20 protein-coding genes are annotated in these 26,012 nt (G+C 69.4%); 8 read left to right on the forward strand and 12 right to left on the reverse strand.

Annotation, left to right across the window (positions count from 1 at the left end; genetic code table 11):
• The 6 genes from N788_RS02960 to N788_RS02985 form a co-directional block, all read right to left on the reverse strand.
• A complete protein-coding gene (locus N788_RS02960; protein ID WP_152560347.1) occupies nucleotides 1–1,758 on the reverse strand; it encodes a serine hydrolase family protein in 1,758 nt (585 codons plus the stop codon).
• Nucleotides 1,755–2,942 (reverse strand): MFS transporter, encoded by a 1,188-nt coding sequence (locus N788_RS02965; protein WP_051924297.1) that lies wholly within the window; start codon nucleotides 2,940–2,942, stop codon nucleotides 1,755–1,757. Before N788_RS02965 ends, N788_RS02960 begins: the two co-directional genes overlap by 4 nt.
• Nucleotides 2,939–4,540 (reverse strand): tetratricopeptide repeat-containing sulfotransferase family protein, encoded by a 1,602-nt coding sequence (locus tag N788_RS02970; protein ID WP_051924298.1) that lies wholly within the window; start codon nucleotides 4,538–4,540, stop codon nucleotides 2,939–2,941. The genes N788_RS02965 and N788_RS02970 overlap by 4 nt, the downstream gene beginning before the upstream one ends.
• Nucleotides 4,541–4,560: 20 nt before the next feature.
• Nucleotides 4,561–6,960 carry a TonB-dependent receptor gene (locus tag N788_RS02975; protein ID WP_034220789.1) on the reverse strand — a complete coding sequence of 800 codons (2,400 nt, stop codon included), beginning with the start codon at nucleotides 6,958–6,960 and terminating at the stop codon, nucleotides 4,561–4,563.
• 44 nt (nucleotides 6,961–7,004) lie between these two features.
• Entirely contained in the window at nucleotides 7,005–7,886 is an 882-nt protein-coding gene (locus N788_RS02980) for a carbon-nitrogen hydrolase family protein (RefSeq protein ID WP_051924299.1), read from the reverse strand.
• A gap of 105 nt (nucleotides 7,887–7,991) precedes the next feature.
• Nucleotides 7,992–9,773, reverse strand: a complete 1,782-nt coding sequence (locus tag N788_RS02985; RefSeq protein WP_034220790.1) for an aminotransferase-like domain-containing protein — start codon at nucleotides 9,771–9,773, stop codon at nucleotides 7,992–7,994.
• Between the two features lie 139 nt (nucleotides 9,774–9,912).
• Here N788_RS02985 and N788_RS02990 point away from each other — a divergent pair, with 139 nt between their 5' ends.
• From N788_RS02990 to hemC, 3 genes are read left to right on the forward strand one after another with little or no spacing between them, the layout of a single operon-like run.
• On the forward strand, nucleotides 9,913–10,578 hold the full coding sequence (locus tag N788_RS02990; protein WP_034220797.1) for an alpha/beta hydrolase: 666 nt from the start codon (nucleotides 9,913–9,915) through the stop codon (nucleotides 10,576–10,578).
• Between the two features lie 31 nt (nucleotides 10,579–10,609).
• Nucleotides 10,610–11,344 (forward strand): LytR/AlgR family response regulator transcription factor, encoded by a 735-nt coding sequence (locus N788_RS02995; protein ID WP_034220799.1) that lies wholly within the window; start codon nucleotides 10,610–10,612, stop codon nucleotides 11,342–11,344.
• A 10-nt stretch (nucleotides 11,345–11,354) separates the two neighbouring features.
• Nucleotides 11,355–12,263, forward strand: a complete 909-nt coding sequence (hemC, locus tag N788_RS03000) for a hydroxymethylbilane synthase (RefSeq protein ID WP_034220800.1) — start codon at nucleotides 11,355–11,357, stop codon at nucleotides 12,261–12,263.
• Between the two features lie 69 nt (nucleotides 12,264–12,332).
• Here the strand turns inward: hemC and N788_RS03005 are convergent, their stop codons facing one another.
• The 4 genes from N788_RS03005 to N788_RS03020 are packed head-to-tail and all read right to left on the reverse strand — an operon-like array spanning nucleotide 12,333 to nucleotide 18,723.
• Entirely contained in the window at nucleotides 12,333–13,298 is a 966-nt protein-coding gene (locus N788_RS03005; RefSeq protein ID WP_034220801.1) for a dimethyl sulfoxide reductase anchor subunit family protein, read from the reverse strand.
• Between the two features lies 1 nt (nucleotide 13,299).
• Entirely contained in the window at nucleotides 13,300–14,058 is a 759-nt protein-coding gene (locus tag N788_RS03010; protein WP_034220802.1) for a 4Fe-4S dicluster domain-containing protein, read from the reverse strand.
• 1 nt (nucleotide 14,059) lies between these two features.
• On the reverse strand, nucleotides 14,060–15,832 hold the full coding sequence (locus N788_RS03015; RefSeq protein WP_244444071.1) for an SLC13 family permease: 1,773 nt from the start codon (nucleotides 15,830–15,832) through the stop codon (nucleotides 14,060–14,062).
• A gap of 8 nt (nucleotides 15,833–15,840) precedes the next feature.
• Complete coding sequence (locus N788_RS03020; protein ID WP_211250675.1) at nucleotides 15,841–18,723, reverse strand: molybdopterin oxidoreductase family protein; 2,883 nt, start codon at nucleotides 18,721–18,723, stop codon at nucleotides 15,841–15,843.
• 118 nt (nucleotides 18,724–18,841) lie between these two features.
• Between N788_RS03020 and N788_RS03025 the strand changes: the two genes are divergently transcribed.
• Nucleotides 18,842–19,810, forward strand: a complete 969-nt coding sequence (locus N788_RS03025) for a helix-turn-helix transcriptional regulator (protein ID WP_034220807.1) — start codon at nucleotides 18,842–18,844, stop codon at nucleotides 19,808–19,810.
• Nucleotides 19,800–20,774 carry a patatin-like phospholipase family protein gene (locus N788_RS03030; protein ID WP_034220808.1) on the forward strand — a complete coding sequence of 325 codons (975 nt, stop codon included), beginning with the start codon at nucleotides 19,800–19,802 and terminating at the stop codon, nucleotides 20,772–20,774. The genes N788_RS03025 and N788_RS03030 overlap by 11 nt, the downstream gene beginning before the upstream one ends.
• 3 nt (nucleotides 20,775–20,777) lie before the next feature.
• Here the strand turns inward: N788_RS03030 and N788_RS14795 are convergent, their stop codons facing one another.
• Nucleotides 20,778–21,338: a lipocalin family protein gene (locus N788_RS14795; protein ID WP_034220870.1), complete on the reverse strand. Its 561-nt coding sequence runs from the start codon at nucleotides 21,336–21,338 to the stop codon at nucleotides 20,778–20,780.
• 123 nt (nucleotides 21,339–21,461) lie between these two features.
• On the opposite strand from N788_RS14795, the gene N788_RS14800 reads away from it, so the two are divergent.
• Nucleotides 21,462–21,788: a hypothetical protein gene (locus N788_RS14800; protein ID WP_051924301.1), complete on the forward strand. Its 327-nt coding sequence runs from the start codon at nucleotides 21,462–21,464 to the stop codon at nucleotides 21,786–21,788.
• Here N788_RS14800 and N788_RS03045 read toward each other — a convergent pair.
• The gene (locus N788_RS03045; protein WP_034220809.1) at nucleotides 21,748–23,247 is read right to left on the reverse strand and encodes a RimK family protein; all 1,500 of its coding nucleotides are present in this window, start codon (nucleotides 23,245–23,247) and stop codon (nucleotides 21,748–21,750) included. The genes N788_RS14800 and N788_RS03045 overlap by 41 nt on opposite strands.
• 66 nt (nucleotides 23,248–23,313) lie before the next feature.
• Between N788_RS03045 and N788_RS03050 the strand changes: the two genes are divergently transcribed.
• Both N788_RS03050 and N788_RS03055 read left to right on the forward strand, forming a co-directional pair.
• Complete coding sequence (locus N788_RS03050) at nucleotides 23,314–23,790, forward strand: GNAT family N-acetyltransferase (RefSeq protein ID WP_051924302.1); 477 nt, start codon at nucleotides 23,314–23,316, stop codon at nucleotides 23,788–23,790.
• Nucleotides 23,791–23,841: 51 nt separating this feature from the next.
• Nucleotides 23,842–25,944, forward strand: coding sequence for a prolyl oligopeptidase family serine peptidase (locus tag N788_RS03055; RefSeq protein ID WP_034220811.1), 2,103 nt, complete (start codon nucleotides 23,842–23,844; stop codon nucleotides 25,942–25,944).
• Nucleotides 25,945–26,012 lie beyond the last annotated feature (68 nt).

A 26,012-nucleotide genomic window follows, 5' to 3' on the forward strand; every position in this document is an offset into this window, starting at 1 on the left:
TCAGCCGGCAGCGGACGCGCACAGGGGCCTTATCTTCGCCACCTCGCGCGCGGGGCCGGCGAAATCGATCGAAGCCAGGCGCCCGTCGTCGGCAAAGCTGTACCAGGCCACCCCGTTCGGGAACAGCGCCACGGTGATCCCGCCGAACCCCGAAAGGAAGGGCACCCACAGGGGCTCCTTGCAGCCCAACTGCGCACCCAGCTCGCGCGCCCAGACACCATGCTGGTAACGATAGTTTTCCAGGTGCGCCGCCTGCAGGCCGCCCGCCCCGGGCACCCGCTGCATGGCTTCGTCCAGCAGCCTTGCATCGAGCACCGGTCCTGCGCCGGCATCACCGCGCGCCTGGCCCAGGAAACGCGCCAGCTTTGCCACGTCGTCCGCGCGCAGGAACTGCCCCCAGCCGAAAAACGGCTGGGCGGCCGGGTCCTCGGTGCGCCGCGTGTAACGCGCCGTCTGGCTCAGGCCCAGGGGTTCGAAGACGTCCGGTAGCAGCACGTCGTCGAAGACGTCGCGCGCCGAGCCGGCCGTTCGCTTCGCCAGCGCCTGGTCCAGGGCGGCGCCGAGCAGGTACGTGTCGCTGGTGTGGTAGACCCAGCGCCGGCCGGGTGCCTCGCGCCGGGCGTAGGCCTCGCAGGCGAACGCCAGCTTCAGCGCGTGCGTGCGCGCGCCGAAGAAGGCCGCCACCTTGCCGGCGTCCTCGTCGGCCATGTAGGCCGGGTCGTCGTAGTGGCCAGTGGCCATGTCCAGCAGGTCGACCAGGCGCACGCCGGCCCAGGCGTCCGACCGGCATCCCGACCCCTCGGACAGCGCACGCAGCGGCGTCGAAGCCAGGCCGGGATAGCGTTTCTCAAGCCGCATCAGCGCCACCGCCGCCACCGCTGTCTTGGCGACCGAAAACGAGGGCAACGTCAGCCGGTCGCAGGCCGGGTAGGGCCCCAGGCGGGTGTCGCAGCCGCTGGTGAAGTGCACGCCATCGACCACCAGCCCGTGGCGCGTGCGCGCCCGGTCGTCGCCGATCGCGAGCGCGGCGACGTCTACCGCCGGCCAGCGCTGCGAGACCGCCTGCAGTGGCTGGGTCGGCAAGCGGCGGTCGCGCTCGGCGGCCGCTGCGTCGGCGATAGCGGCGTGGTTTGCGGCTCGGCCGGGCGTGAAGCGGGCCGGCAACAGTCCCCACAGATCCATCTGCAGGTACTGGCAGGTTTCGCCGCCCACCTGCACGGCCACGGGCGACACCACGCCGCCATCGCCGACCAGGAACATCAGCATGCCGTTGTGCGTGCAGTTGGCGTTGCGTTGCACCAGCGCGAAAGGCAGCGCCACGCGCGTGCGCCCGCCGTCGCCGGGTTCGGACCAGGCTTGGCCGGGTTCGAACAGCCACTGCCACCAGCCATGCTTGCCGGCCATCGGGCCGCGCTGCGCGGGCAGCACGTGCACGCCGTCGTGCACCAGGTCCAGCACCAGGTCGTCCGGCAGGCTGCGCGCCAGGGCACGTTCCGGGCGGCTCACGAAATCCGGATCGGCGACATGCGTCCGGCTTCTTACCGGCCCGCCGAAACGCAGCTGCCCCGAAACGTCGTGTCGTGCAGGCCCTGCGTCGGCGGAGGGTGCGAACGCGTCCATGGGGACGGGGGTGCGCAGCGATCGTTTCCCGAACTGGTCGGCGGACAGGCTGTCGCGCGCCGAGGCGACGGCGGCGAGTGCCATCAGGAAACCCGCAAGCAAGGTCCGCGACGTGCCGCCGAAGGCACGCCGGCTCACGCCAGCGCCCTCTCCGCGGCGTCCACCCGCCGCGCCGCGACCAGCGCCACCGCGCCGGCCGCCAGCAGCACCAGCACGGCCAGCGATACCAGGGCGCCGAAATCGCCGCCACGCAGCACCCAGCCCGCCAGCAAGGGGCCGCTGGCCAGCCCTGCCTTGGAAACGAAGCCACCGAGCGTGGCCAGGCGCCCGCTCACGTCCAGGCGCGACAGCATGCCGAACAGGTAGGGCACCACGAACGACCAGGTGATGGCCGTGCCGACGTTGGCCGCGAAATACACCCAGGGCATCTGGCTCCAGCGGAAGGCGGCAGTGCCGACCAGGGTCAGGGCCAGCGCCAGCAGCAAGGGCCGGAACCGGCCCCAGCGCGTGCCCATCATGATCACCGCGACGGCGCCACCCGCACCGATCCAGGTGGCCCAGCCCAGCGCCTGGCCGATGAAGTCGCGCGCCAGCGAAGCATCTTCGCCAAGCCGGATGATGAAGGCGCCCAGGGCCATGTTGCCCCCCTGGAACAGGAACAGCGCAAGCAGGGTCAGTGCTGCCGTCGCCCGGCTGTACACCACCGCGGCCACCACCTCGCCCAGGGCCGGCCGACCGCCGGCTTCGATGCGCCGGGGGATCGCAAGCATGGCCAGCAGGGCCAGCGCACCCAGCCCGGCCAGCACCACGAACAGGATCCGGGCGCCATACAAGGGCACCAACGAAGGCAGGAACATCACGCCCAGGCCGCCGAGCCCGAACTGCACCGCCAGCAGCATGCCGAAGGCGCGGTCCGGCGACTGGGTGCGCGCCATCACCGAATACGCCACGCCCACCGACAAGCCGCCGACCACGCCGTGCATCGCACGCACCACCAGCAGCGTGGTCGGGTCGGTGACGGCGATCGACGCCAGGTCGATGCCCACCAGCAAGGTCAACAGGCTGGCCAGCGTCGGCCGCCAGCGCCAGCGCCGCACCACGAACACCGCGAGCAGGCTGCCGGCGCTGGCGCCGTAGATGTTCGCAGCACCCACGCTGCCCGCCTGCGGGTTGCTGAAACCCAGGCCGGTGACCAGGCCATCGACGATCGCGGACATGATGTTGACGTAGAAAAATCCCGCCGTGGCCAGCAACGCCAGCAGGGCATACAGCCACAGACTGTCACGGGCGGGATGGGAAACCGGTTGTGCGGCGGCGGTCATGCGCGCTCCCAGGGGCGTGCGTCCACGTCCACGCCTGCCGCGGAGAATCGCGACTGCAGCGGCGCCAGGGCCTGCGCGTGCCGCCGCCAGGCCCCTACCGACGAGGAATAAACGGGCTGCCGGATTTGCGCGGCGCTGGCCGTCAGCGACGGCTCGGGATTGCGCTCCGGCGCCAGGCAGGCCGGATCCCATTGCAGGCCAAGGAATTCGATCAGTGCCCGGCTGGTGCTTTCCTGCCGTGCCACCAGGCCCTCGTAGTGCAGTTCGTGCAGGCAGTGGGCGGGAAGCCAGCGTCGCCAGTGCGCCATCAGCCGGTCGTAGGCGAGCCAATAGCGACCGAGGTCATCGAGGTCGTAGGAGAACGGGTAGGCCATGCGGAACAGCGTCTTGTACATCGCGTAGCAGGCATCCATCGGGTGGCGGCGCACATGCACGATGCGCGCGCCGGGAAGGGCCCTGGCAACTAGGCCCAGGTAAAGGAAGTTGATCGGCGTCTTGTCGACCTCGCGGGCGGCGCTGGCCTGCGGCAACTGCGACAGGTAGTCGCGGCCGAAGGCATCCAGGTCCATCGCGGCCGCCTGTCGCACCCGCGACTGCTTGTCGGTCGCCGGCCCGGTGCCGCGCATCAGCGCCATCGCCAGGTCGCTGGTTTCGCCGCGGCTGTGCACCGCCGGATGCGAGCTGATGATCCGGTCCACCAGCGTCGTGCCGCTGCGCGGGAGCCCGACCACGAACACCGGCCGGGCGTCGGCGTTGCCCGCCGCCGGTCGCGCGAAGAAGTCCGCGTCGAAATGCCGGGCGATCGCCGCCAGCGTTTCCTCGTCGTCCTGGACCCGGTAGGCAAGCCCGGCCCGCCGCGCATCCGCGCCCCGGCGCAGCGCCTGGAAACACTGCTCGTGCCGGCCAAGGTCCTCGAGTTCCTTGGCCAGCGCGTAGTTGAGCGCCACGGTTTCCTGCGGCCGGCGGTCCGGGCGGGAAAGCCGCGCCTGCAGTGCTGCCACGTGGTTGCGTTCCGGGGTCTGGCGCCGGAGCGTGGCGCGGTTGTACCAGGCGTCGGCGTCGGTGGGCGCCCGTTCGATCACCCGGTCGAGCACGGCTTCGGCTTCGTCCATGCGGCCCAGCGCGATCAGGCTGGTGGACAGGTTGTAGAGAATCGCCGGATGCTCCGGTTCGCGCGCCACGCAGGTCTCGTGGCAGGCCAGGGCCTGCGCGTGCCGGCCCAGCTGCGTGTATCGCTGGGCCAGGTCCTGCAGCACGGTCACCGGCAGGGCGTCGCCCCGGGCGGCCATCAGGTCCAGCACCTGCAGGCCGTCACCGGCGTGGCCCTGGGCCAGCAGCAGGTCGGCGCGCAGCATGCCCGGGGCGGGGTGGCCGGGTGCCAGTGACTCCGCTTCCTGGGCGGCGTGCAGCGCGCCGTCGAGGTCGCCGCGCTGGCGACGTGCATGGCCCAGCAGCACCCAGGCCTCCATGCACCCGGGCTGGCGTGCGACCAGGTCCAGCGCGGCCCGCTCGGCCGGGCCTGCCTGTCCGCGCTGCAGCATCTGCTCCAGCGCGCGGACCGCCTGCGGGTCCGCCGCTTCCTGCGGGCTATGGGCCAAGGACACTCTCTCTTGCCGGCTCAGAACCCGTAGCTTACGGTCAGACCGACCGTGCGGGGCAGGGCCACCAGGGCCTTGGACCCGTTGCCGAAGTAGTTTTGCGCCGGCGATGTGCCCATGTACTGCTCGGTGTAAACGCCGGTCACGCCTTCCTCGTTGCCGATGTTCTTCACCCACAGGGTCGTGTCCCAGGCCCCGCGGCTATAGGTCGCGGAGGCATTGAGGATGGCGAACGCGTCCATCTCGTAGCGGAAACGCGGGCTCTGGCTCAGCGCGTTCTGGGTTTCGGACTGGTAGTAGGCGTCGCCACGCAGCGTCACCAGGCCGCCGGCGAACTCGAAGGCATGGCTGCCGGCGACGTTGAAGCGGTGTTCGGGCGCGCCCGGCAGGCGGTCGCCCGCGAAGCCGTAGGTATAGGCGCCATCGGCCGCCACCGCGTCGGCGTCGAGCTGCGCATCGGTGTAGGTGTAGCCCACGCTGTAGGTGCTGCCTTCGCCCAGGCGGCCGGATATCTCCAGCTCGACGCCGCGGCTGCTGGCTTCTTCCGCGTTTTGCACCGCGAAGAAACCCCAGTTGGTGGTTGCGCTGTTGACCTGGGCGTCCTGCCAGTCCAGGTAGAACAGGTTGGCGTTGTAGTTCACGCCGTTGGCCGAACCCTTGATGCCCAACTCGTAGTTGCGGACCGTGTCGGCCTCGTACTTGGTCCAGGCCGGGTCTTCGCCGAACAGGCCGCTCGTTGGCGTGCCGTTGGTGCCACCGCGCCGGTAACCTTCCGAGGCCGTCGCGTAGAACAGCCCGTAAGGCGAGAACGCGTAGGACAGGTTGGCCTTGAACAGCGTGCGCTCGTCCTTCTCGCGGTCCTCGGACGTCGAACTCTCATTGAAGCTCGACCACAGGCCGGTGGTCTGGGTCACCCGGGTATGGGACTCGTCGCGGAAGTGGCGCAGGCCCAGGGTCAGGTCCAGGCGGTCGCTGGCGTGCCAGGTGAACTCGCCGTACAGCGCCGTTTCCTTGAAATTCTCGGCCTGCCGGTACAGGTAGTCCTGGTCGGAGATCACCGCCGACGCGAACGCCGGGTAGGCCGCGTCCCACCACTGCTTGAAGCCACGCAGGAAGCTGTCCTGCGAACTGCGGCGGTCCTGGTCCTGGTAGTAGGCGCCCAGCACGTAGTCGAAGGCGTCACCCGGCTCCGAGGTCAGGCGGAATTCCTGGATGAAGCCGGTGTCGCCGTAGCTGCGCTCGGCGGTGGCCATGGGCCGCGGGTAGTTGTAGTAGAACGCCGCCAGCCAGCCGTTCTGGGCGTAGAAGCCGGTGTTCTCGCTGGTGATGTCGCCCTCGTGGTTGTAATCCGAGGTGCTGGAGGTCAGCGTGGCGAAACCCAGGTCCACGTTGGCCTCGACGCTGGCCAGGTTCACGTGCCGCGCCGCCGGTTCAAGTTGCACGGAACCGACCTCGAGGTCGTCGTAGGGCACGCCCCAGCCGTCGGTGCCGAAGCTGGTGGCGCGGCGGCCGCCGAAGCGGTCGGCCTGGGCCATGTAGCTGAAGGTCACGTCGAAGCGGTCGCTGGGGCGCCACAGCGCCGAGATGCGGCCGTAGTTCTGTTCGACGTAGTCGGCATCCTTGGCGTTGCGGTACTCGGCGGTGTCGGCCAGGCGGCCGTCCGGTGCGACCGGGATGCCCTGTGCGTCGAGCACGTAGACGTTGCGGTAGTCCGTGGCACCCGGGAAGTCGTTGATCGTGGTGTTGACCCGCATCGCGAAGGTGTCGCTGAAAGGCAGGTTCAGGGTGGCCGAACCGGAGGCGCCGATGCCGCCGGAATGGTCGACGCTCGAGGCCGACAGGCTGACCCGGCCGCCGACGCGGTCGAAGTCCGGCTGGCGCAGGATGAAGCGCACCGAGCCACCCAGGGAACCGGAACCGTAAAGCGTGCCCTGCGGCCCGCGCAGGACCTCGACACGCTCGATGTCCGAGAGCAGGAAGTTGGCGAACAGCGGCGTCTTGTCCACGTAGGTGGACACCGTCGCCGCGGCAGAGACGGCGTAGTCGCCCAGCGCGGAACTGTCCACGTTCAGGCCGCGGATCCGGATGCCGCTGACGACGCTGGAGTTGCGTGCGCCGCGGTCGACCACGCCGACGCCGGTGAGGCCACGCATCAGTTCGGCCGTGTCGAGGATGTTGGCCTGTTCGATGGTGTCGCCCGATACGGCGCTGATGTTGTAGGGCACGGCGAGGATGTTTTCCTCGCGGCCCTGGGCGGTGACGGTCACTTCGTCCAGCACCACCGGTTCGACGGTCCCTGACGGGTTCGTGTCATCGTTGGCGTCCTGCGCGTGAACGGCGCCCGCCAGTCCGGCGAGGATGGCGAGGGCCAGCGTCGAGCGACGGCTGACGCGGCGGCGCGGTTGGCGTTTGGTATCCATGCAGTGTTCCCCTGGTAGCTGCGGATGCAAGTGGTGTGGAGCGTTCAGTCGGAGCCCGGAAGCTTCATCGGACCCAGCCGGTCGAAGGCGACCGACGCGGCCCGTGGAGCGTCATAGGCGGGATAGCGCACCGGGTTGTCCCGGAAGCTCTTGAGCGGCTGGCCCAGCCCCTGCCAGCCGCGTTCGCGGCAGCGCCGCAGGTAGGCCAGGTCGGCCTCGAAGGTGATGATTTCCCGGCCGGGTCCGGCGCGATGGATCACCTCGCCGCCCGGTCCGCAGATGACGGACTGGCCGACGCCCAGGTCACCGGCGACATTGATGTCGACCACGTAACACTGGTTGGTGGCGGCGCTGGCACGGACGATGGCGATTTCGACATCGCGGTCGATGGTGTTGGTCATGGTCGGGTGCACGATGATCTCGGCGCCCAGGCTCGCCAGCGATCGCGTGGTTTCGGGAAACCACATGTCGTAGCAGATCGAGACCCCGAACCGGGCGACGCCCGGTACGTCGAACACCAGGAACTCCGAACCCGGCGCCACGCCGCGTTCGTAGGGAGCAAAGGGGAAAAGCTTGCGGTAGCGCCCGGCGATGCGGCCTTCCGGGTCGATCACGGGCGCGGTGTTGTAGACCGTGTCGCCGTCGCGCTCGTAGAGCGACCCGGGCACCAGCCAGGTGCCGGTCTCGCGCGCCAGGGCGCACAGGAACCGCTCCGCCTCGCCGTCGGGACACTGGGCGTGTGCCGTATTGGCACCGAAGCTGCACAGTTCGCCCAGCACCACCATCCGCACCCAGGGGAAGCGGCGGCGCACCGACCGCACTTCGTCGGCGATGCGTCCGAGGTTGTCGCCCGGGCCGTGGTCGAGCTGGAGGCCGGCGATGCCGAACGGTTCGCCGCGGGATGCGGGGGTGCTGGCAGGCGGCAAGTGACGGCTCCATCGGCCCAAGGATGAAGCCGACGGTAGCCCCGCTCAGCGACCCGGCTTAGTGCCAGATTGGATTGTTTGATGGGTCCAGATGCCGAATCCGGTTCAATCGGCGGCCCGGCCGGTGCGGCTGCGCCGGATCAGTACGGCGGTATCGGCGAGCAGGCCGTCTTCGCCGTAAAAGCGCAGTTGCTCGCCTTCCACGACCAGGTCATAACCCGAGGCCTCGCCATAGGCCCATTGCTGCCACTGGCGATACCAGCGCCCATCCTGGATCCACCACCGGCCCTGGTCGCAGTCCTCGCCCTGGTCGCCGGCGACGCCGCTCAGGCGGCCGTCGGCGTGCACCTGCAGCGTGCAGGGCGCGCCGTAGACGGTGTTGTAGAGCAGCCGCGCATTGGCCACGGTGCGCCGCAGGGCATGGCCACGCAGCACCGTTCCGCCTTCCTGCTGCAGGTGCCGGGGCGTGGCCGCCAGGTCGCCGCGCACCAGGCGCGAGAGGGCATGCACGCCGGCGCGCACTTCGGCCGGCTCCAACCCGGTCACGCCCATGCACAGCAGGTGGCCGCCGTCGGGCTGCGCCACCGGTTCGAGCAACACGCCGATGGCGGCAGCGCGGCGTGCCAGGTCCAGGGCGTCCGTGCCGTCGGCCAGCCGCACCCAGTAGGCGCTCGCGCCGGGCTGGGTCTGGATGCTCACCGATTTGTGCAGGTAGTGATTGAGCGCATCGCGCAGCGCCGTTCGCCGGGCGGCAATGACGCGTCCGGCCCGCTGCAGCGCCGCGGAGTAATGACCCAGGCCGATGAAGTGGCACCAGGCCCGCTGGATCAGCGCCGGCGGCGTGGCGCCCTGGCTGCTGCGGATCTGCCGCAGGCGCTCGATGACGCGCGGCGCGGCGACCACGATACCCAGGGGTTCCCCGCAGGACGCCACCGGGGCCAGGCTGGCCACGTAGGCCACCCGGCCTTCCGGGCACATGGCCGCCAGCGCGGGTGCGGCCTCGCTGCCGTCGCGCGCGCCCGGCGGCATGTCGTGTTCGATCAGCAGGCCATCGGCGGCGGCGACCGCGGCCAGCAGTCGTCGCGGCCAGGCCGAACCCGCGGGCACCGAACGGCGCGCACTGGTGACCACCAGCACGCCCTCGGGCAATGGCCCGGCCAGGTCCGGGTCCAGCCGGCCCACGCTGGCCTGGCGTTCCCGCAGCCGCCGCTCCAGCCCCGGGTCGACGGGTTCTTCCAGGCGTACCGGCGTGCCACGCCGCACCAGCACCTCGGCCAGGAGGTGCAGCGCCTGGCGCGACGACAGCGTCACCAGCACCTGGTCGGCGTCGGCCTCCAGTCCGCGCATCGGCAGCACCTTGCCGCGCAGCTCCTCGAGCAAGGCCGGGTCGTCGCTGTCGCCGTGGTCCATGTTGCAGGCCAGTACCTCCTGGCGGCTGCCCGAGAACCGCAGCGCTTCGCGCCATTCATCGGCGGGCAGAAGGCTGGCGTTGACCCGGCCATCGATGAACGGGAAGGGGTACTGGTGCCAGTTCGCCGGGCAGCGAAATCCCTGCTCCTGGGTCGCGGCGGGCAGGCGCGCCGCCAGCGGCGATGCCTGCACCTGGCTGCGTGGCCCGGCGGCGACGCGGCCCGCCGGCACGTCCGCGGCGACGTAAACGCCGCTTCGCGCGCGGCTGACCAGGTGTCCTTCGGCAAGCAGCGCGTCGTAGGACAGGCTGACCGTGTTGCGCGACACCCGGACCCGTCGGGCCAGCGCCCGCGTCGACGGGAGCTTGCGGCCGGGTCGCAGCACGCCGCGATGGATCGCGTCCACGAGCCATTTGCGCAGCTGGTGCTGCAGGCTCAGCGGGCTGGCGCTGTCGAGAACGATGTTGAGATCGTCCATGGGCGGGGTTCCCGGTAATGCGGCACGATGGCATGGAGCCAGACGGTTGCCACCCATAGTGCCAGTGTGCGCCCACCCTGCCGAGCGGGGCCGCGGGACCGGGCAGGCATAATGCGGGTTTTCCGCCCAAAGTCCCTCCATGCTCGAAACCGTAGAACACCAAACCGCGGCGAACCCCGCCTGGTCCATCCTTTGGCTGCACGGCCTGGGCGCCGACGGCAACGACTTCGCGCCGATCGTCCCGGAGCTGCTGCGGCCCGGCTGGCCGGCGCTGCGCTTCGTATTCCCGCACGCCCCGGTGCGGCCGGTCACCCTCAACAACGGCGTGCCCATGCGGGCCTGGTATGACCTCAAGAACCTCGACCTGGACCAGCGCGCCGACGAAACCGGCGTGCGCGAATCCATGGCCCAGGTCGAAGCCCTGATCGCCCGTGAAGACGAGCGCGGCGTGCCGCCCGAGCGCCTGCTGCTGGCCGGCTTTTCCCAGGGCGGCGCCATCGCGCTCGCCGCCGGCGTGCGCCGCCAGCGTGGCCTGGCGGGCATCATCGGCCTCTCGACCTACCTGCCGATGGGCTCGACCACGGCGGCCGAAGCCACGCCCACGGGCCTGGCCACGCCGGTATTCATGGCCCACGGCAGCCACGATCCGGTTGTGCCCGAAGGCTTTGGCGCCCGCAGCCGCGACCATTTGAAGTCCCTCGGCATGTCGGTCGACTGGCACAGCTACCCGATGCCGCACAGCGTCTGCGCTGAAGAAATCCGCGACCTGGCGGACTGGATGGACCAGCGATTCAAGGCCGGCTGAGCCGCGGGCGGGTCTGGGGCATACTTCGGGCATGAAGCTGTTGATCGCCGACGACGAACCGCTGGCCCGCGAGCGCCTGTCCGCGCTGGTGGCCGAGATCGGGGGCCACGAGGTGGTCGGCCAGGCCGGCAACGGCCGTGAAGCCGTCGAACAGGCCGAGGCCCTGCGCGCCGACATCGTGCTGCTGGATATCTCGATGCCGGTGATGGACGGGCTCGAAGCCGCGCAACACCTGTCCGGCCTGCGGCCGCCGCCGGCCGTGGTCTTTTGCACGGCCTACGACCAGCACGCGCTGGCCGCCTTCGAAGCCGCCGCCGTGGACTACCTGGTCAAGCCCGTGCGCCGCGAGCGCCTGGCCGAAGCGCTCGAACGCGCGCGCCGGCATCGCAGCGCACAGCAGTTGCCCGGACTCGGGGACGAGGCTAGCAAGCGACAGCGCAGCCATCTCAGTGCCCGCCTGCGCGGCAGCCTGCGGCTGATCCCGGTGGACGAGATCCGCTTCCTGCAGGCCGAGGAAAAATACGTCGTCGTGCACCACGCCCGCGGCGAAGACCTGATCGAGGAATCGCTCAAGTCGCTGGAAACCGAATTCGGCGAGCGCTTCATCCGCATCCACCGCAACTGCCTGGTCGCCGCCGACGAATTCGCCGAACTGCGCCGCGGCGCCGATGGCCAGGTGCGCGCCATCCTGCGCAACGACGAAGCCGCGCTGGAAGTCAGCCGCCGCTGCCTGCCGACGCTGCGCGACAAGCTGAAACACCTCTAGGGGAGGACCGATGGAAAAGATCCGCCTGGCCACGCGCGAGAGCGCGCTGGCGCTGTGGCAGACCGAACACGTGGCCGCGCGGCTGCGCGAGGCGCATCCCGGCCTGGAGGTCGAGCTGGTGCCCATGACCACGCGCGGCGACCAGGTGCTGGACCAGCCGCTGGCGGAGATCGGCGGCAAGGGCCTGTTCCTCAAGGAGCTCGAGGTCGCGATGCTGGAAGGCCGCGCCGACGCCGCCGTGCACTCGCTCAAGGACGTGCCGATGGAGCTCGAAGCCGGCTTCGCGATCGCCGCCGTGCTCGAGCGCGCCGACCCCTACGACGCCTTCGTCTCGAACGACTACCCCGGTTTCGAGGAACTGCCGTTCGGCGCCCGCGTCGGCACGTCGTCGCAGCGACGCCAGGCGCTGCTGCGCGCGCACCGGCCCGACCTGGTCATCAGCGACCTGCGTGGCAACGTCAACACCCGCCTGGCCAAGCTCGACGCCGGCGACTTCGACGCCATCGTGCTGGCCTGCGCCGGGCTCGATCGCCTCGGCCTGGGCGCCCGCATCCGGGAGCGCCTGCACGCCCCGCGTTTCATCCCCGCTGCGGCCCAGGGCGCGGTGGCGGTGGAGATCCGGGCCGGCGACGACGCCACCGCGGCCCTGTTCGCGCCGCTCGACCACGCCGACACGGTCGCCTGCACCCGCGCCGAGCGCCACATGACGCGCCTGCTGGGCGGCAGCTGCCGGGTGCCGATCGCGGCCTTCGCCACGCTCAAGGGCGACAAGCTTTCGCTTGAAGGCCTGGTCGGCGACGCCAAGACCGGCAAGACGGTGCGCGGTTATGCCAGTGGCCCGGTCAGCGAGCCGGAAAAGCTCGGCGAGCAGGTCGCCGACATGCTGGTGTCCCGCGGCGCCGACGCCCTGTTGCCCTGACCGAACCCTGTGGGAGGGACTTCAGTCCCGAAGCCTTTCGGGACTGAAGTCCCTCCCACAGAAAGCGGGCTAGTAATAAAGCATAACCAGATGCTTGGCCTCGGCGAAGAACAGCCAACGCTCGACGAGGGCACCGAGCAGGGAAGCCAACACCGCGACCGCCAGCACCGGCGTCGCGGCGTCGGGGAACAGCCACGCCAGCCAGCAGCAGAGCACCGGCACAAACGCGAACAGCAGCACCGAAATCAGTCGCAGCTTGCGCGCATGCTTGCGCGCCAGCACGAAGCCCATCTCGGTGGTCAGGTAGTTCGCCTCGGTGTGCGGGCGTTCGAACACGCTCACTTCGCGCCCTTCCGGCAGGCCCAGCGCCGACGTCTTGCTGACCGGCAGCGGCCGGCGGTCGATGCCGCGCCAGTACAGCCATTTCATCAGCGCCAGCAGCCCCGCCAGGAAGCCGGCGACGACCAGCAGCGGCGCGATCGCCACGCCGCCGGCCAGGCGCTGGCCCAGCATCATCAGCAGCAGGCCGCACAGCAGCGCGAACACCAGGTACACCGGCAGCACCAGCGGGTGTCGCCAGGCCGGGATCGGTTTGAGCGACGCGTAGATCATGGCCGTGCAGGCGACGGTGAGCAGCGCGCCCAGCAGCGTTGCCCAGATCACCCACCGCACCTCGTCGGGCAGGCCCGCACCGGATTCGACGCCGCGCAGCGGGGCGGACAGCCACCAGGCCAGCGCCAGCACCGTCAGGTAGACCAGCACCGCCATCACGCCCTCGCGCGACAGCCAGGACGTACGCCACTGCGAAAACGCCCGCCAGGCGCGCTGCGGCTGGCCCAGGTGGCCCAGCGAACTGAACAGCCCGAGGGTGAACAGCACCGTCGCGGTGCCGATGAGTCCCAGGAACAGCAGCGGCGTATGGCCCATCAAGGCGCCGGGGCGTTCGAAGGCCAGCAGCAGCATCGTCCAGGCCAGCAAGCCGTAACCCGCGCCCGAAAGGGTGGTGAAGAACAGGACGGAAAAAGCCGGATGCATGTCAGCGGCTCAGGGCGCGGTCGAGCCAGCGCAGCAAGGGGTTGAGCTGGCTGGTGTCGAGCGATTCGCGCGGGGAATCGGCCACCGCCTCGGCTTCGCCCGGCGGGCCGGCGCGGCGCGGTCGCGGCGGCAGGTAGCGGTTCACCGGCGCATAGCCCAGTTCCGGCATCAGCGGCACGCCGCCGCGGTCGGCCACCAGCTTCGACACCTTCGAGTCCGGATCGCCCAGGTCGCCGAAGTGACGCGCCCGCGTCGGGCAGGCCTGCACGCAGGCGGGTTCGCGGGAGGCTTCGGGAATCGTCTCGTTGTAGATCCGGTCCACGCACAGCGTGCACTTCTTCATGACGCCCTCGACCGCGCTGTACTCGCGCGCGCCGTAGGGGCAGGCCCAGCTGCACAGCTTGCAGCCGATGCACTTGTCCTCGTCCACCAGCACGATGCCGTCCTCGGCGCGCTTGTAGCTGGCGCCGGTCGGGCAGACGGTGACGCAGGCCGGCGTCTCGCAATGCAGGCAGCTGCGCGGAAAGTGCAGGGTGCTGGCGGGCTGCGTGTCGGTGGCGGCGACGTCGTAGCTGTGCACGCGGTTGAACCACACGCCGCTGGGGTCCTTGCCGTAGGGTCGCTCGTCGGTGAGCGGGCCGGTGATGCCGCCGGCGTTCCATTCCTTGCACGACACCGCGCAGGCGTGGCAGCCCACGCAGGTGTCGAGGTCGATCACCAGGCCAAGCTTTACCTTCGAGGGGGCGGGCAGGCCGGTCACGTCAGAACGGGAAGAACTTCGGGATCAGGTACACCGCCATGCCCCAGAACAGCAGGTTCAGCGGGATGCCCATTTTCATGAAGTCCACGAACCGGTAGTTGCCGGCGTTGTAGACCATGGTGTTGGTCTGGTAGCCCACCGGGGTGGCGAAGCTGGTGGACGCGGCGAACAGCACCGCCACCAGGAACGGCGTCGGGCTGACGTCCATCGAGACGGCGGTGGTGAAGGCGATCGGCGTGATCAGCACCGCCGCGGCGTTGTTGCTCATCAGTTCGGTCAGCAGCGCCGTCAGCAGGTACACCGCCGCCAGCACCGCCAGCGGCCCGAAGCCGCCGACCCAGTTCACCGAAAAATCGGCGATGCCCTGGGCCAGGCCGGATTTCTGCATGGCGATGCCCAGCGGCAGCACGCCGCCCAGCAGCACGATCACCCGCCAGTCGATGGCCTGGTAGGCCTGGTCGTTGCCGATGCAGCGCGTGGCGACCAGCGCGATGCCGCCGAGGATGGCCGAGGCCACGATCGGCAGCCAGCCCAGCGCCGCCGCGGTGATGGCCGCCACCATGATGCCGATCGCCAGCCACGCCTTGCGCTTGGGCAGGGAGACTTCGCCGCGCTCGTTGAGCACGATCAGGTTGTTGTTGGCGCGCAGGACGTTGAGCTCGGCCTTCGGGCACATCACCAGCAGCACGTCGCCGACGTTGAGGTTCACGTCCTTGATCTTCTCGCGCAGCACTTCGCCGCGGCGGTGCACGGCCAGCACGGTGGCGTTGTAGGTCCACTTGAAGTCCAGCTGCTCGAGCGTGTGGTTCACCAGCCGGGAGCCGGGCGCGACCATCACTTCCACCAGCACCTGCGACTGCTCGCCGTCCTCGCCGCTGAACTGGCTGTCCTGCAGCTTGAACTCCGGCAGGAACTCGAGCTTGCTGCCTTCCTTGAGCGACTTGATCTTTTCCAGGTCGCCGCGCACCAGCAGCACGTCGCCCTCGCGAAGCTCCTCGCCGCGCGGGGACCAGTGTTTTTCCTCGCCGCGCATCAGTTCGAGCACGTAGACCGAGTGCTTTTCGCCCAGCTGCGACTGCCCCACCGACTTGCCGATCAGCGGCGAATCCGGCATCACCCGCAACTCGGCGATGTATTTGCCCAGTTCGTAGGCCTCGGTGATGGCCGCCGGCGGATGCGAGGGCAGCAGCCAGCGCCGCATCAGCATCAGGTAGACGAAACCCACCGCCATGGTGATCAGGCCCACCGGCGCGAAGTCGAACAGCCCGAAGCCCGGGTGCCCCAGGTCCTTGGCCAACGAGTTCACCAGCAGGTTGGTGGAGGTGCCGATCAGGGTGCAGACGCCACCCATCTGGGCCGCGTAGGACATCGGGATGAGGATCTGCGACGGCGACTGCTTGTTGGCCGACGACGCCGCCAGCACCAGGGGCAGCAACACGGCGACCGCGGCGGTGTTGTTCACGAAGGCCGAGATCGGGCCGACGATCAGCATCAGCAGCAGCATGAACAGGAAACCGTTCTTGACCCGCCCGAACAGCCGCGCCAGCGAGGCCAGCGCGCCGGTATGGGCCAGGCCGGCACTGAGCACGAACATCGCCGCCACCGTGATCGTGGCTTCGCTCGAGAAGCCCGACAGCGCCTCCACCGGCGACACCAGGCCCAGCACCAGCAGGCTGGCGAGCACCAGCATGGCCACCACGTCCACGGGCAGCTTTTCGGTCACGAACAGGGTGACGGCGCCCAGCAGCACGAGCAGCGTCAGGATGGCATCCATTTCCATCGTCAGGCTTTCCTGAATCCGGCGCCGTAGCGCAAGGGGGCATTGTCGCCGTTATCGCCGAGCTCGGCGAACTGGGGGTGGCTTTCGGCGGCCGGGTCGGCCCGGTGGATCGCCACCCGAAGGTCGAACCAGGCGGCCTGGCCGGTCACCGGGTCGGCATTGGCGTAGCCGCCGTCGGGCAGCTTGTCTGATATCAGGTGGTTGAGCAGGAAGCCCTTGGTGGCTTCGGGGGCGTCTGCCGCCAGCTTCCAGGCGCCGCGGCGCTTGCCGATCGCGTTCCAGGTCCAGACCGTGTCGGGCTGCACGTTGGCCGCGAGCCGGCACTGCACGGTGATGCGGCCGTGGTGCGAGTCCACGTGCACCCAGTCGTCGTCGGCCAGGCCATGCCGGGCGGCGGTTTCCGGATGCAGGTAAAGGAAGTTGCGCGCGGTGATCTGGCGCAGCCAGGCGTTCTGCGAACCCCAGGCGTGGTACATGAACGGCGGCCGCTGGGTCACCGCGCTCAGGGGATAGCGCTTGAGGTCGAGCTGGCTGCCTTCGAAGGGTTCGTACCAGATCGGCAGCGGGTCGAAGTAGGTCGCCACGCGTTCGCGCTCGGCCGCCGGCGGCTGCACCGGGCCGTGGCCCTGGGCCGCCAGCCGGAATTTCTGCAGGGTTTCCGAATACAGCTGCAGCACCACCGGTTCAGCCTTGGCGATGAAGCCCATGCGCTGCGACCAGTCCAGGAAATCGCGATTGGCCATCTTGAAGTAGCGGCCCTCGGCCGGGACCTCGGCGCTCCAGAAACCGCCGTTGGCGCGGTAGTGGTCGAGCTGCGCGGGATTGGGCGGGCCCTTGCCATGCTGGTCGCCGTCCCCGCGCCAGCCGGCCAGCAGGCCGACGCCCGGGGCGCGTTCGTGGTTGACGATGTAGTCGGCGTAGCTGCCGTAGCGCGGCTTGCCGGCGTCCGTCACCAGCGCCGGCAGGCCGATGCGCGCGCCCAGGTCCAGCAGCACGTCCTGGAAACCGCGAACGTCGCGGCCCTCGCGCTGGGTGGCGCTGTCGAGCACCGGGTGGCGGATGGCGTCGGCGGCGCGGTCGGCGTCGGAAATCGGCCGGTCCAGCAGCGAGATCGCGTCGAAGCGCTCCAGGTAGGTCGTGTCGGGCAGCACCAGGTCGGCGTAGGCGACCATCTCGCTGGCGTAGGCGTCCGAGTAGATGATCTTCGGGATGCGGTATTCGCCGGCGTCGTCCTTGTCGGTCAGCCAGTGCATGGTCTCGGCGGTGTTCATGGCCGAGTTCCAGCTCATGTTGGCCATGAACATCAGCAGCACGTCCACCGGCGCCGGATCCGCCGCCCAGGCGTTGCGGATGACCGTGTGCAGCATGCCGTGCACGGCCAGCGGGTAGCGCCAGGAATACGCGTGGTCGAGCCGGCGCGGCTGGCCCTGGGCGTCCACCAGCAGGTCTTCGGGGCCGTGGATGAAGCCCAGCGGGGCGGCGTCGAGCGCGCCATTGGCCTGGCGGGTCTTGCCCGGCCGGTTCGCCGGCGGGATCGGTCGCGGGAACGGCGGTTGGTAGCGGAAGCTGCCCGGCGTATCGACCGCGCCCAGCAGCAGCTGCAGCAGGTGCAGCGCCCGGCAGGTGTGGAAACCGTTCGAGTGCGCGCTGATGCCGCGCATGGCATGGAAGGACACGCCGCGGCCGACCATGCGTTCGTGGCGCACGCCATGCACGTCGGTCCAGGGCTGTTCGATGACGACCGGCTCGTCGAAGGCGGCCGCCGCCAGCTCGTTCGCCAGTCGCCGGATGGTCGCCGCCGGCACGCCGCAGCGTTCGGCGACGGCGTCGGGCGAGTATTTCGGGTCCAGGTAGCGCTCGGCGACCAGCTGGAACACCGGCACTGCCTTGCGACCGTCGGGCAGCGTGAACTCGCCGATGACGGCGGGGCTGAGCCCGGTCGATTCGGCCGGCATGGCCTTGCCTGTGGGAGGGACTTCAGTCCCGATGCCTTTCGGGACTGAAGTCCCTCCCACAGGAGCCTGCCCACGATCCCAGCACAGGCCCCGGCCCTCGCCATCGCGCGCAAACAGGCCGTCATCGGCCCCGCCCGGATTGCGCACCACCAGCCAGTGCGCATTGGTGTAGCGCACCAGGTAATCGAGGTCGATCCTGTCGGCCTTGAGCAGTTCATGGATCAGCGCGAACGCCAGCAGCCCGTCGGTGCCCGGCCGGATGCCCACCCATTCATCGGCGATCGCCCCGTAGCCGCTGCGCACCGGGTTCACCGCCACGACCTTGGCGCCGCGACCCTTCATGTGCCCCAGGCCCAGCTTGATCGGGTTGGAGTCGTGGTCTTCGGCCACGCCCCAGAGCATCAGGTACTTGCTGTGCTCCCAGTCCGGTTCGCCGAACTCCCAGAAGCTGCCGCCCAGGGTGTACAGGCCGCCGGCGGCCATGTTCACCGAACAGAAGCCGCCGTGCGCGGCGTAGTTGATGGTGCCGTACTGCTGGGCCCACCAGCCGGTCAGGGCCTGGCTCTGGTCGCGGCCGGTGAAGAAGGCCAGGCGGTCGGGGTCGCGTGCGCGTGATTCGCGCAGCCAGCCGGCGGCCAGGTCCAGCGCCTCGTCCCACTCGATTTCCCGGAATTTGTTCTCGCCGCGCTCGCCCACCCGCAGCAGCGGCTTGTCCAGCCGCGCCGGCGAGTAGTGCTGCATGATGCCGGCCGAACCCTTGGCGCACAGCACGCCCCGGTTCACCGGGTGCGCCGGGTTGCCTTCGATGTAGCGCACCTTGTTGTCGCGCAGGTGCACGTTGATGCCGCAGCGGCAGGCGCACATGTAGCAGGTGGTCTGGCGGACCTGGTCCCCCACCGGCTTTTGCAGTTCGAGGACGGGCTGGCGCATGGCGCGCATTGTGCCCGGTCGCGGCCAGCCGGCGCGAGGGGTGCCGGTGCGGTGGCGAGGCAGGGCCCGGAACTGCCATCCTAGGCGCCTTGCCGCGAACCGCCGGAACCCCCCTGCCATGGACCGCTACGAGCGCATCCTCGCCCTGCACCGCAGCCTCAAGACCGCCCGCTACCCGGTGCCGATCAAGCGCCTGATGGAAGAGCTGGCCTGCTCCCGCGCCACCCTGTATCGGGACATCGCCTTCCTGCGCGACGCGCTCGGGGCGCCTGTGGAAAGCGAAGGCGAGGGCAGCATCCGTTACGACGAGAAGGAAGCCGAGCGCTTCGAGTTGCCGGGCCTTTGGCTCAACTCCGACGAATTGCATGCCCTGCTGGCTGCCCACCAGCTGCTCGACCGCACCGGCCAGGGCGTGCTTTCCAGCGCCCTGGCGCCACTCAAGGGCCGCATCGAGTCCCTGCTGGCCCAGCAGGCCGGCGGCAAACGCTGGCCGGTGGAGCGCGTGCGCGTCATCGCCTCGGGCGTGCGCCGGCGCGACGAGCTGGCGTTCCGCCTGGTCGCCAGCGCGGTGCTCGAACGCCGCCAGCTGGAATTCGACTACCTGGCGCGCTCGACCAACGAGCGCACCCACCGCAAGGTCTCGCCGCAGCGGCTGACGCACTACAAGGACAACTGGTACCTCGACGCCTGGGACCACGAACGCGAAGGGCTACGCAGCTTCTCGGTCGACCGCGTCCAGCACGCGCGCCTGCTCGACCCGGCCGCGCGCGACATCCCGGACGAAGAGCTCAACCAGCACCTGGCTTCGAGCTACGGCATCTTCTCGGGCGCGCCCAAGGGCATCGCCACCCTGCTGTTCTCGGCCAAGGCCGCGCGCTGGGTGGCCGATGAACACTGGCACTCCAAGCAGGAGGGCCGTTTCCTGCCCGACGGCCGCTACGAGCTCAAGTTGCCCTACAGCAATGCCAAGGAGCTGCTGATGGACGTCATGCGCTACGGCGCCGACGCCGAGGTGGTGGAGCCGCCGGCGCTGCGCGCCCAGGCGCGCACGATGCTGCAGCTGGCGCTTTCGGCGTATGAGCGCTGAAGGCAAGCTCCCGGCGCCGGTGTCCGGCAAGCGCGTGGCCCTGGTCCTGGGGGCCGGCGGCGCCCGCGGCATCGCCCATGTCGGTGTCATCGAGGCGATCGAAGCGCGCGGTTACCAGATCGCCGGCATCGCCGGTGCCTCGATGGGTTCGCTGGTGGGCGGCATCTATGCCGCCGGCCGCCTCAGGGAATATTCGGACTGGGCACGCGGCCTGCAGCGCAGCGACGTATTGCGACTGCTCGACTTCGTTTATGGCTTTCCCGGCCTGATCCGCGGCGAGCGTGTCATCGGCGCGCTGCGCGAACTGGTCGGCGAACATCTCATCGAAGAACTGCCGCTGCCCTATGTCGCCGTCGCCACCGACCTGGCCAGCCAGCGCGAGGTCTGGCTCACGCGCGGCAAGCTGTTCGACGCCATCCGTGCCTCGATCGCCATCCCGATGATCTTCACCCCGGCCCACGTCGACGGGCGCGAGCTGGTGGACGGCGGCCTGCTCTCGCCGGTGCCCATCGCCGCCACGCGGGCCATGCACGTGGACCGGGTGATCGCCGTGGACGTCAACGGCCCGGTGCGCTGGATGAACCCGGCCCTGGAACCGCGGCACGAGGAAATCCATGCCAGCCACGGCGACGACGAAGCGCCCCGGGACGACGACGTCGCCGGGGGTGGCCTGCGCGAACGCATGGCGTCGATCTGGGAGGGCATCGCCTCGACGGTGACCCCGGCGCGCGAAGGCAAGCACGCCGGCAGCGCCAAGAGCCGCGGCGTGATGGACCTGATGTCGCGTTCGCTCGACACCATGCAGGCGCACATGGCACGGGTGCAGCTGGCCCAGGATCCGCCCGACCTGCTCATCCAGATGTCCCGCGAGGTCGCCACCTTCTACGAGTTCTGGCGCGCCGGGGAACTGGTCGAGGAAGGGCGCGCGGCGGCCGAGAAGGCGCTCGACGCCGCGGGCCTCTAGCGTTTACTGGAAACCCGGCTGGCCGACCTGTTCGGCGCGCTGGGGCACGCGTTCGATGGTTTCCGGGTCGTAGCCCCAGGCCGCGAAGCGCTGGCGCAGGTCCTGGTACAGGACCTCGTCCATCACCGGCTCACGCGAGAACACCCAGGCCAGTTTGCGCTTGGGGTGGCCGATCAGCGCCCAGGAATAGTCGGGCGCGACCTCCATTACCAGGTAGTCGGCCTTCACCAGGCCCCAGAAGAAGGCGATGCGCCACTGGGCGTTACCGGTGCCGGGCACGACCTCGGCGACGCCGTTCATCGACCTGGCCGGCTCGTCGAAGGACTTGCGGTATTCATAGGTGTTGGTGATGCGGCCGTCGTCGCGCAGCGTGTAGATGTCGGCGGCGGCGACCTTGCCGCGCTCGGCGAAGTATGGAACGTTGGCGATCACCCACCAGCGGCCCATGTAGCGCTCGAGGTTGATGTTGGCGTGGGCGGTCAGGGGCGGCATGTTTTCTCCGGGAGTGGCACAGGCGGCCAGCAGCATCAGTGGCAGGGTGAGGACGAGTGCGAGTCTGCGCATCGGCGGCTCCATTGAGTTTCGCGACACGCTAGGGCAGGCCCGGCGAAGGCCGCGTATACGCCGTCTCGGTCCGTGAGACATCCGTTTGGGAAGCTGACTCCACGCCCAACGGAGAACGCTCCCATGCCCCGTCTTCACGCCATCGCCGCCCGCGCCGAGTCCGATTTCCCGGTCCTGACCCGCCTGCTCTGGCAGGCGCTGGTGCTGGGGGTCCTGGCCGTGGCCTTGCTCCCGCCCGCGCGCGGCGATTCCGCGCTGCTGGGCGCCCTGCCGTTCTGGCTGCTGGCGGCGCCCGCCGCGGCCCTGTTCATGCTGCATCGCCGGTTCCTGGCGGCGGCGTGGCGTGCGCACCTCGTCCGCGCCACGCCACGCCGTCGCCAGCGTTTTAGCGGCCGGCAGGCGCGCCGGGCTAGTCGCGCACGCCCAGGCGCTTTCGCTCGAGCCGCCTGAGGAACTCCGCCATGATCCGCCGGTACAGGTCCTCGCCCAGGTAGGCGTCTTCCACGCCGGCATCGATGCTGGGGTTGTCGTTGACCTCGATGATCACCGTGCGGTCCTTCACGACCTTCAGGTCCACGCCGTAGAGCCCGTTGCCGATGGCGTTGCTGGCGCGCGTGGCCAGCCGCACCACTTCCGAAGGCGCCTCGCGCACCGGCAGGGTCTTGAATCCCCCCGAGCGCACCGTGCCGGGTTTGCCGCCGGCCTTGGCGGCATGGTCGTAGATCTGCCAGTGCCCGCGCGACATGAAGTACTGGCAGGCGTACAGCGGTTCGCCGTCGAGCACGCCGATGCGCCAGTCGAACTCGGTCGGCACGAACTCCTGGGCCAGCAGCAGGGCGGTTTGCTGGAACAGCTGCTCGGCGGCCGCCTTCAGTTGTTCCAGCGACTCGACCTTGTGGATGCCGCGCGAAAAGCTGCCGTCCGGGATCTTGAGCACCAGCGGCAGGCCCAGCAGGTCGGGCAGGGCGGCCAGCTTGCGGGCGTCGTCGCGGAACACGATCTCGGTGCGCGGCGTCGGCAGCTTGCGGCTGCGCAGACGGTCGTGCAGATAGATCTTGTTGGTGCAGCGCAGGATCGACTGCGGGTCGTCGATCACCACCATGTCCTCGCGCTCGGCGCGGTGGGCGAAACGGTAGGTGTGGTTGTCCACCGCCGTGGTTTCGCGGATGAACAGTCCGTCGTACTCGGCCAGGCGGGTGAAGTCGCGGCGGCCGATCGGGTCGACCTCGATGTCGAGCTCCTTGCCGGCTTCGATGAACTGCTTGAGCGCCTTCTTGTTCGAAGGCGGCATCTGCTCGGCCGGGTCCTGCAGCATCGCCAGGTCGTAGCGGTACTTGCGCCGGGCCCGTGGCTTTCGCCACAGCTTCGTGCTGAAGGCGTCCAGGGCGTTGGCGAAGGCGGTTTCCTGCTCGTCCGACAGCATGTGCAGGCTGGCCGGCTTGATCGCGGTGATCTGCCAGACGCGCTGGCGCTCGAACTCGATGCGCAGCACCGGGCAGGGAAAGGTTTCGAACACCTGCTGGGCCAGGTCCTCCAGCGGCGCGTAGTGGGTCCGCCCGAAATAGACCAGCAGGCCGAAGTCGCTGGCGTCGCGCGAACCCTCGGGCAGGAACTTGCCCAGCTGCGTATTCAGGTCCTCGATGTCCACGCCGTAGAGCGAGCGCCGGCGCAGGTCGTTGATGGTGCGCACGCTCGGGATCACCTTGTGCCCGCGCGCCTCGGCCAGCAGCGATACGTAATAACCCGTGCCCATGTACTTGTAGCTGCGGCACAGGTTGATCACCTGGGTGCGTTCGCCCTCGGCGGCGACTTCGCCACGCAGGTAGTCGGCGGCCGCCACCACGTTGTCGGACGGATAAAAGGCCCCCCAGTCGGAGGGTTTTTCAACAACGATGACGAGGCGGCTCATGGCGGCAGGGCGGGGGCGACGGCGGCAAGCATGAGCCTTCGGCGCGCACTTGGATAGACTCGCGCCATGGCCACTGTTCAGCTGCGCGACGCCCGCCCCGACGACCTGCCGGCCCTGCTGGCGCTGGAGGCGCGGTTCCCGGGCGACCGGCTCAGCGCCCGCCAGTTCCGCCACCACCTGGGCAACCCACGGGCGCGGCTGCGGGTGCTCGCCGACGAGGCCGGCGTGCAGGCCTACCACCTGGTGCTGCTGCGCCGCGGCAGCCGGTGGGCGCGGCTGTATTCGATCGCCGTCGCCGACGCCGCCCGCGGCCAGGGCCTGGGACGGCGCCTGTTGGCCGACGCCGAAGCCCAGGCCAGGGCGGCCGGCTGCCGGGGCCTGCGCCTGGAGGTCCGCCAGGACAATCCGGCCGCCAATGCCCTGTACGTGGCCGCGGGCTATCGCCGGCTGGGCGCCTTGCCCGGGTATTACGACGACGGCGCGGACGGCTGGCGCTACGGCCGCGACTGGCCCAGCCATGACCAAAGGCCTACGGCCTCTTAACGGACCCCCGTGGTAGCGTCCAAGGTTGCTTCCAGAACCTCGGGGAACCCCATGCGCCTTACCGCCCTTGCCTGCCTTGTTGCCGGCGCCATTTCCATGAACGCCACCGCCGCCGAACCCGAAGCCATGAACGAAGATCCCTACCTCTGGCTTGAGAACGTCGAAGGCGATGAAGCCCTGGACTGGGTCCGCGCCCGCAATGCCGTGTCCGAGAAGCAGCTGGCCGGGGATCCCGGCTTCGAGCAGGTGCGCAAGGACATCCTGGACATCCTCGATTCCGACGCCCGCATTCCCTACGTGTCCAAGCGCGGCGAGTACTACTACAACTTCTGGCGCGACAAGCAGAACCCGCAGGGCGTCTGGCGCCGCACCACGCTCGACGAGTACCGCAAGCAAAACCCGAAGTGGGAGGTCCTGCTCGACATCGACGCCCTGGGCAAGGCCGAGGGCGTCAACTGGGTCTGGGGCGGCTACGACTGCCTGCGGCCGGACTACGACCGCTGCCTGGTCGAACTCTCGCGCGGCGGCGCCGACGCCACGGTCACCCGCGAGTTCGATGTTTCCGAAAAGGCCTTCGTGGAAGGCGGGTTCAGCCGCCCCGAAGCCAAGGGCAACGTCAGCTGGATCGACATCGACACCGTCTACGTCAGCACCGATTTCGGCGACGGCTCGCTGACCGACTCGGGCTACCCGCGCCTGGTCAAGGAATGGAAGCGCGGCACCCCGATGGCCGAGGCCAAGCTCGTCTACGAGGGCGAGAAGACCGACATCGCGATCGGCGCCTTCCACGACGATACGCCGGGCTGGGAGCGCGACTTCGTCTACCGCGGCCTGACCTTCTACACCAACGAGCTCTACCTGCGGAAGGACGACGGCGAACTGGCCAAACTCGACCTGCCCGACGGCGCGCAGAAGGGTGTGTACCGCGAATGGCTCACCGTCGAGCTGCGCCAGCCCTGGGAACTGGGCGACCAGACCCATCCCGCCGGTTCGCTGCTGGCGATCAACTTCGACGACTTCATGAAGGGCGCCCGCGACTTCGAAGTGGTGTTCGCGCCGACCGAAAACAGCTCGCTCGCCAGTTCCGGCGCCACCAAGGACTATTACTTCATCAATGTCCTGGAAGACGTCAAGAACCGCATCTACGTGCTGACCCCGGACGAGGACGGCTGGAAGCGCGAACCGCTGGTGGGCGCACCGGAATTCGGCACCGTCAGCATCAGCGCGGTGGACGCGGATGAATCCAACGCCTACTTCATGACCGTCGCCGACTACCTCACCCCGACCTCGCTGCTGCTGGGCGAGATCGGCGGGAAGCCCGAGGTGCTCAAGCAGCTCCCGGCGTTCTTCGACGCCTCGCCCTACCGCATCGAGCAGCACTTCGCGACCAGCAAGGACGGCACCCGCGTGCCCTATTTCATGGTCTCGGAGAAAGCACTCGAACTCGACGCCGACAACCCGACCCTGCTCTATGGTTACGGCGGCTTCGAGGTCTCGCTGACCCCGAACTACTCCGCCAGCGTCGGCAAGAACTGGCTGTCGGCCGGCGGCGTCTACGTGGTGGCCAACATCCGCGGTGGCGGTGAGTACGGACCGCGCTGGCACCAGGCGGCCCTGCGCGAGAACCGCAACAAGGCCTACGAGGACTTCGCGGCGGTGGCGCAGGACCTGATCGCCCGCAAGGTGACGCGCCCCGAGCGCCTGGGCATCCAGGGCGGCAGCAACGGCGGCCTGCTGATGGGCAACATGACGGTGATGTACCCGGAGCTGTTCGGTGCCGTGGTCTGCCAGGTGCCACTGCTGGACATGTACCGCTACGACAAGCTGCTGGCCGGCGCCTCCTGGGTGGCCGAATACGGTGACCCGGACGTGCCCGCCGATTGGGCGTTCCTGCGCAAGTATTCGCCGTACCAGAACGTAAAGAAGGGCGTGGACTACCCGCCGGTGCTGTTCACCACCTCCACCCGCGACGATCGCGTGCACCCGGGCCATGCCCGCAAGATGATGGCGCGCATGATGGAGCAGGGACACGACGTCACCTACTACGAAAACATCGAGGGTGGCCACGGCGGTGCGGCCAACAACGCCCAGTCGGCCTACATGGGCGCGCTGGCCTACACCTTCCTCAAGCAGCAGCTGTTCAAGGGCAAATAAGCATGAACCGACCGCTGGCGTTCTCTGCGTTTTTCCTTGCTTTCGCGCTGGCGGGATGCGCCAGCCAG

The organism is Arenimonas donghaensis DSM 18148 = HO3-R19 (assembly GCF_000743535.1).
Taxonomy (GTDB): Bacteria; Pseudomonadota; Gammaproteobacteria; order Xanthomonadales; family Xanthomonadaceae; genus Arenimonas; species Arenimonas donghaensis.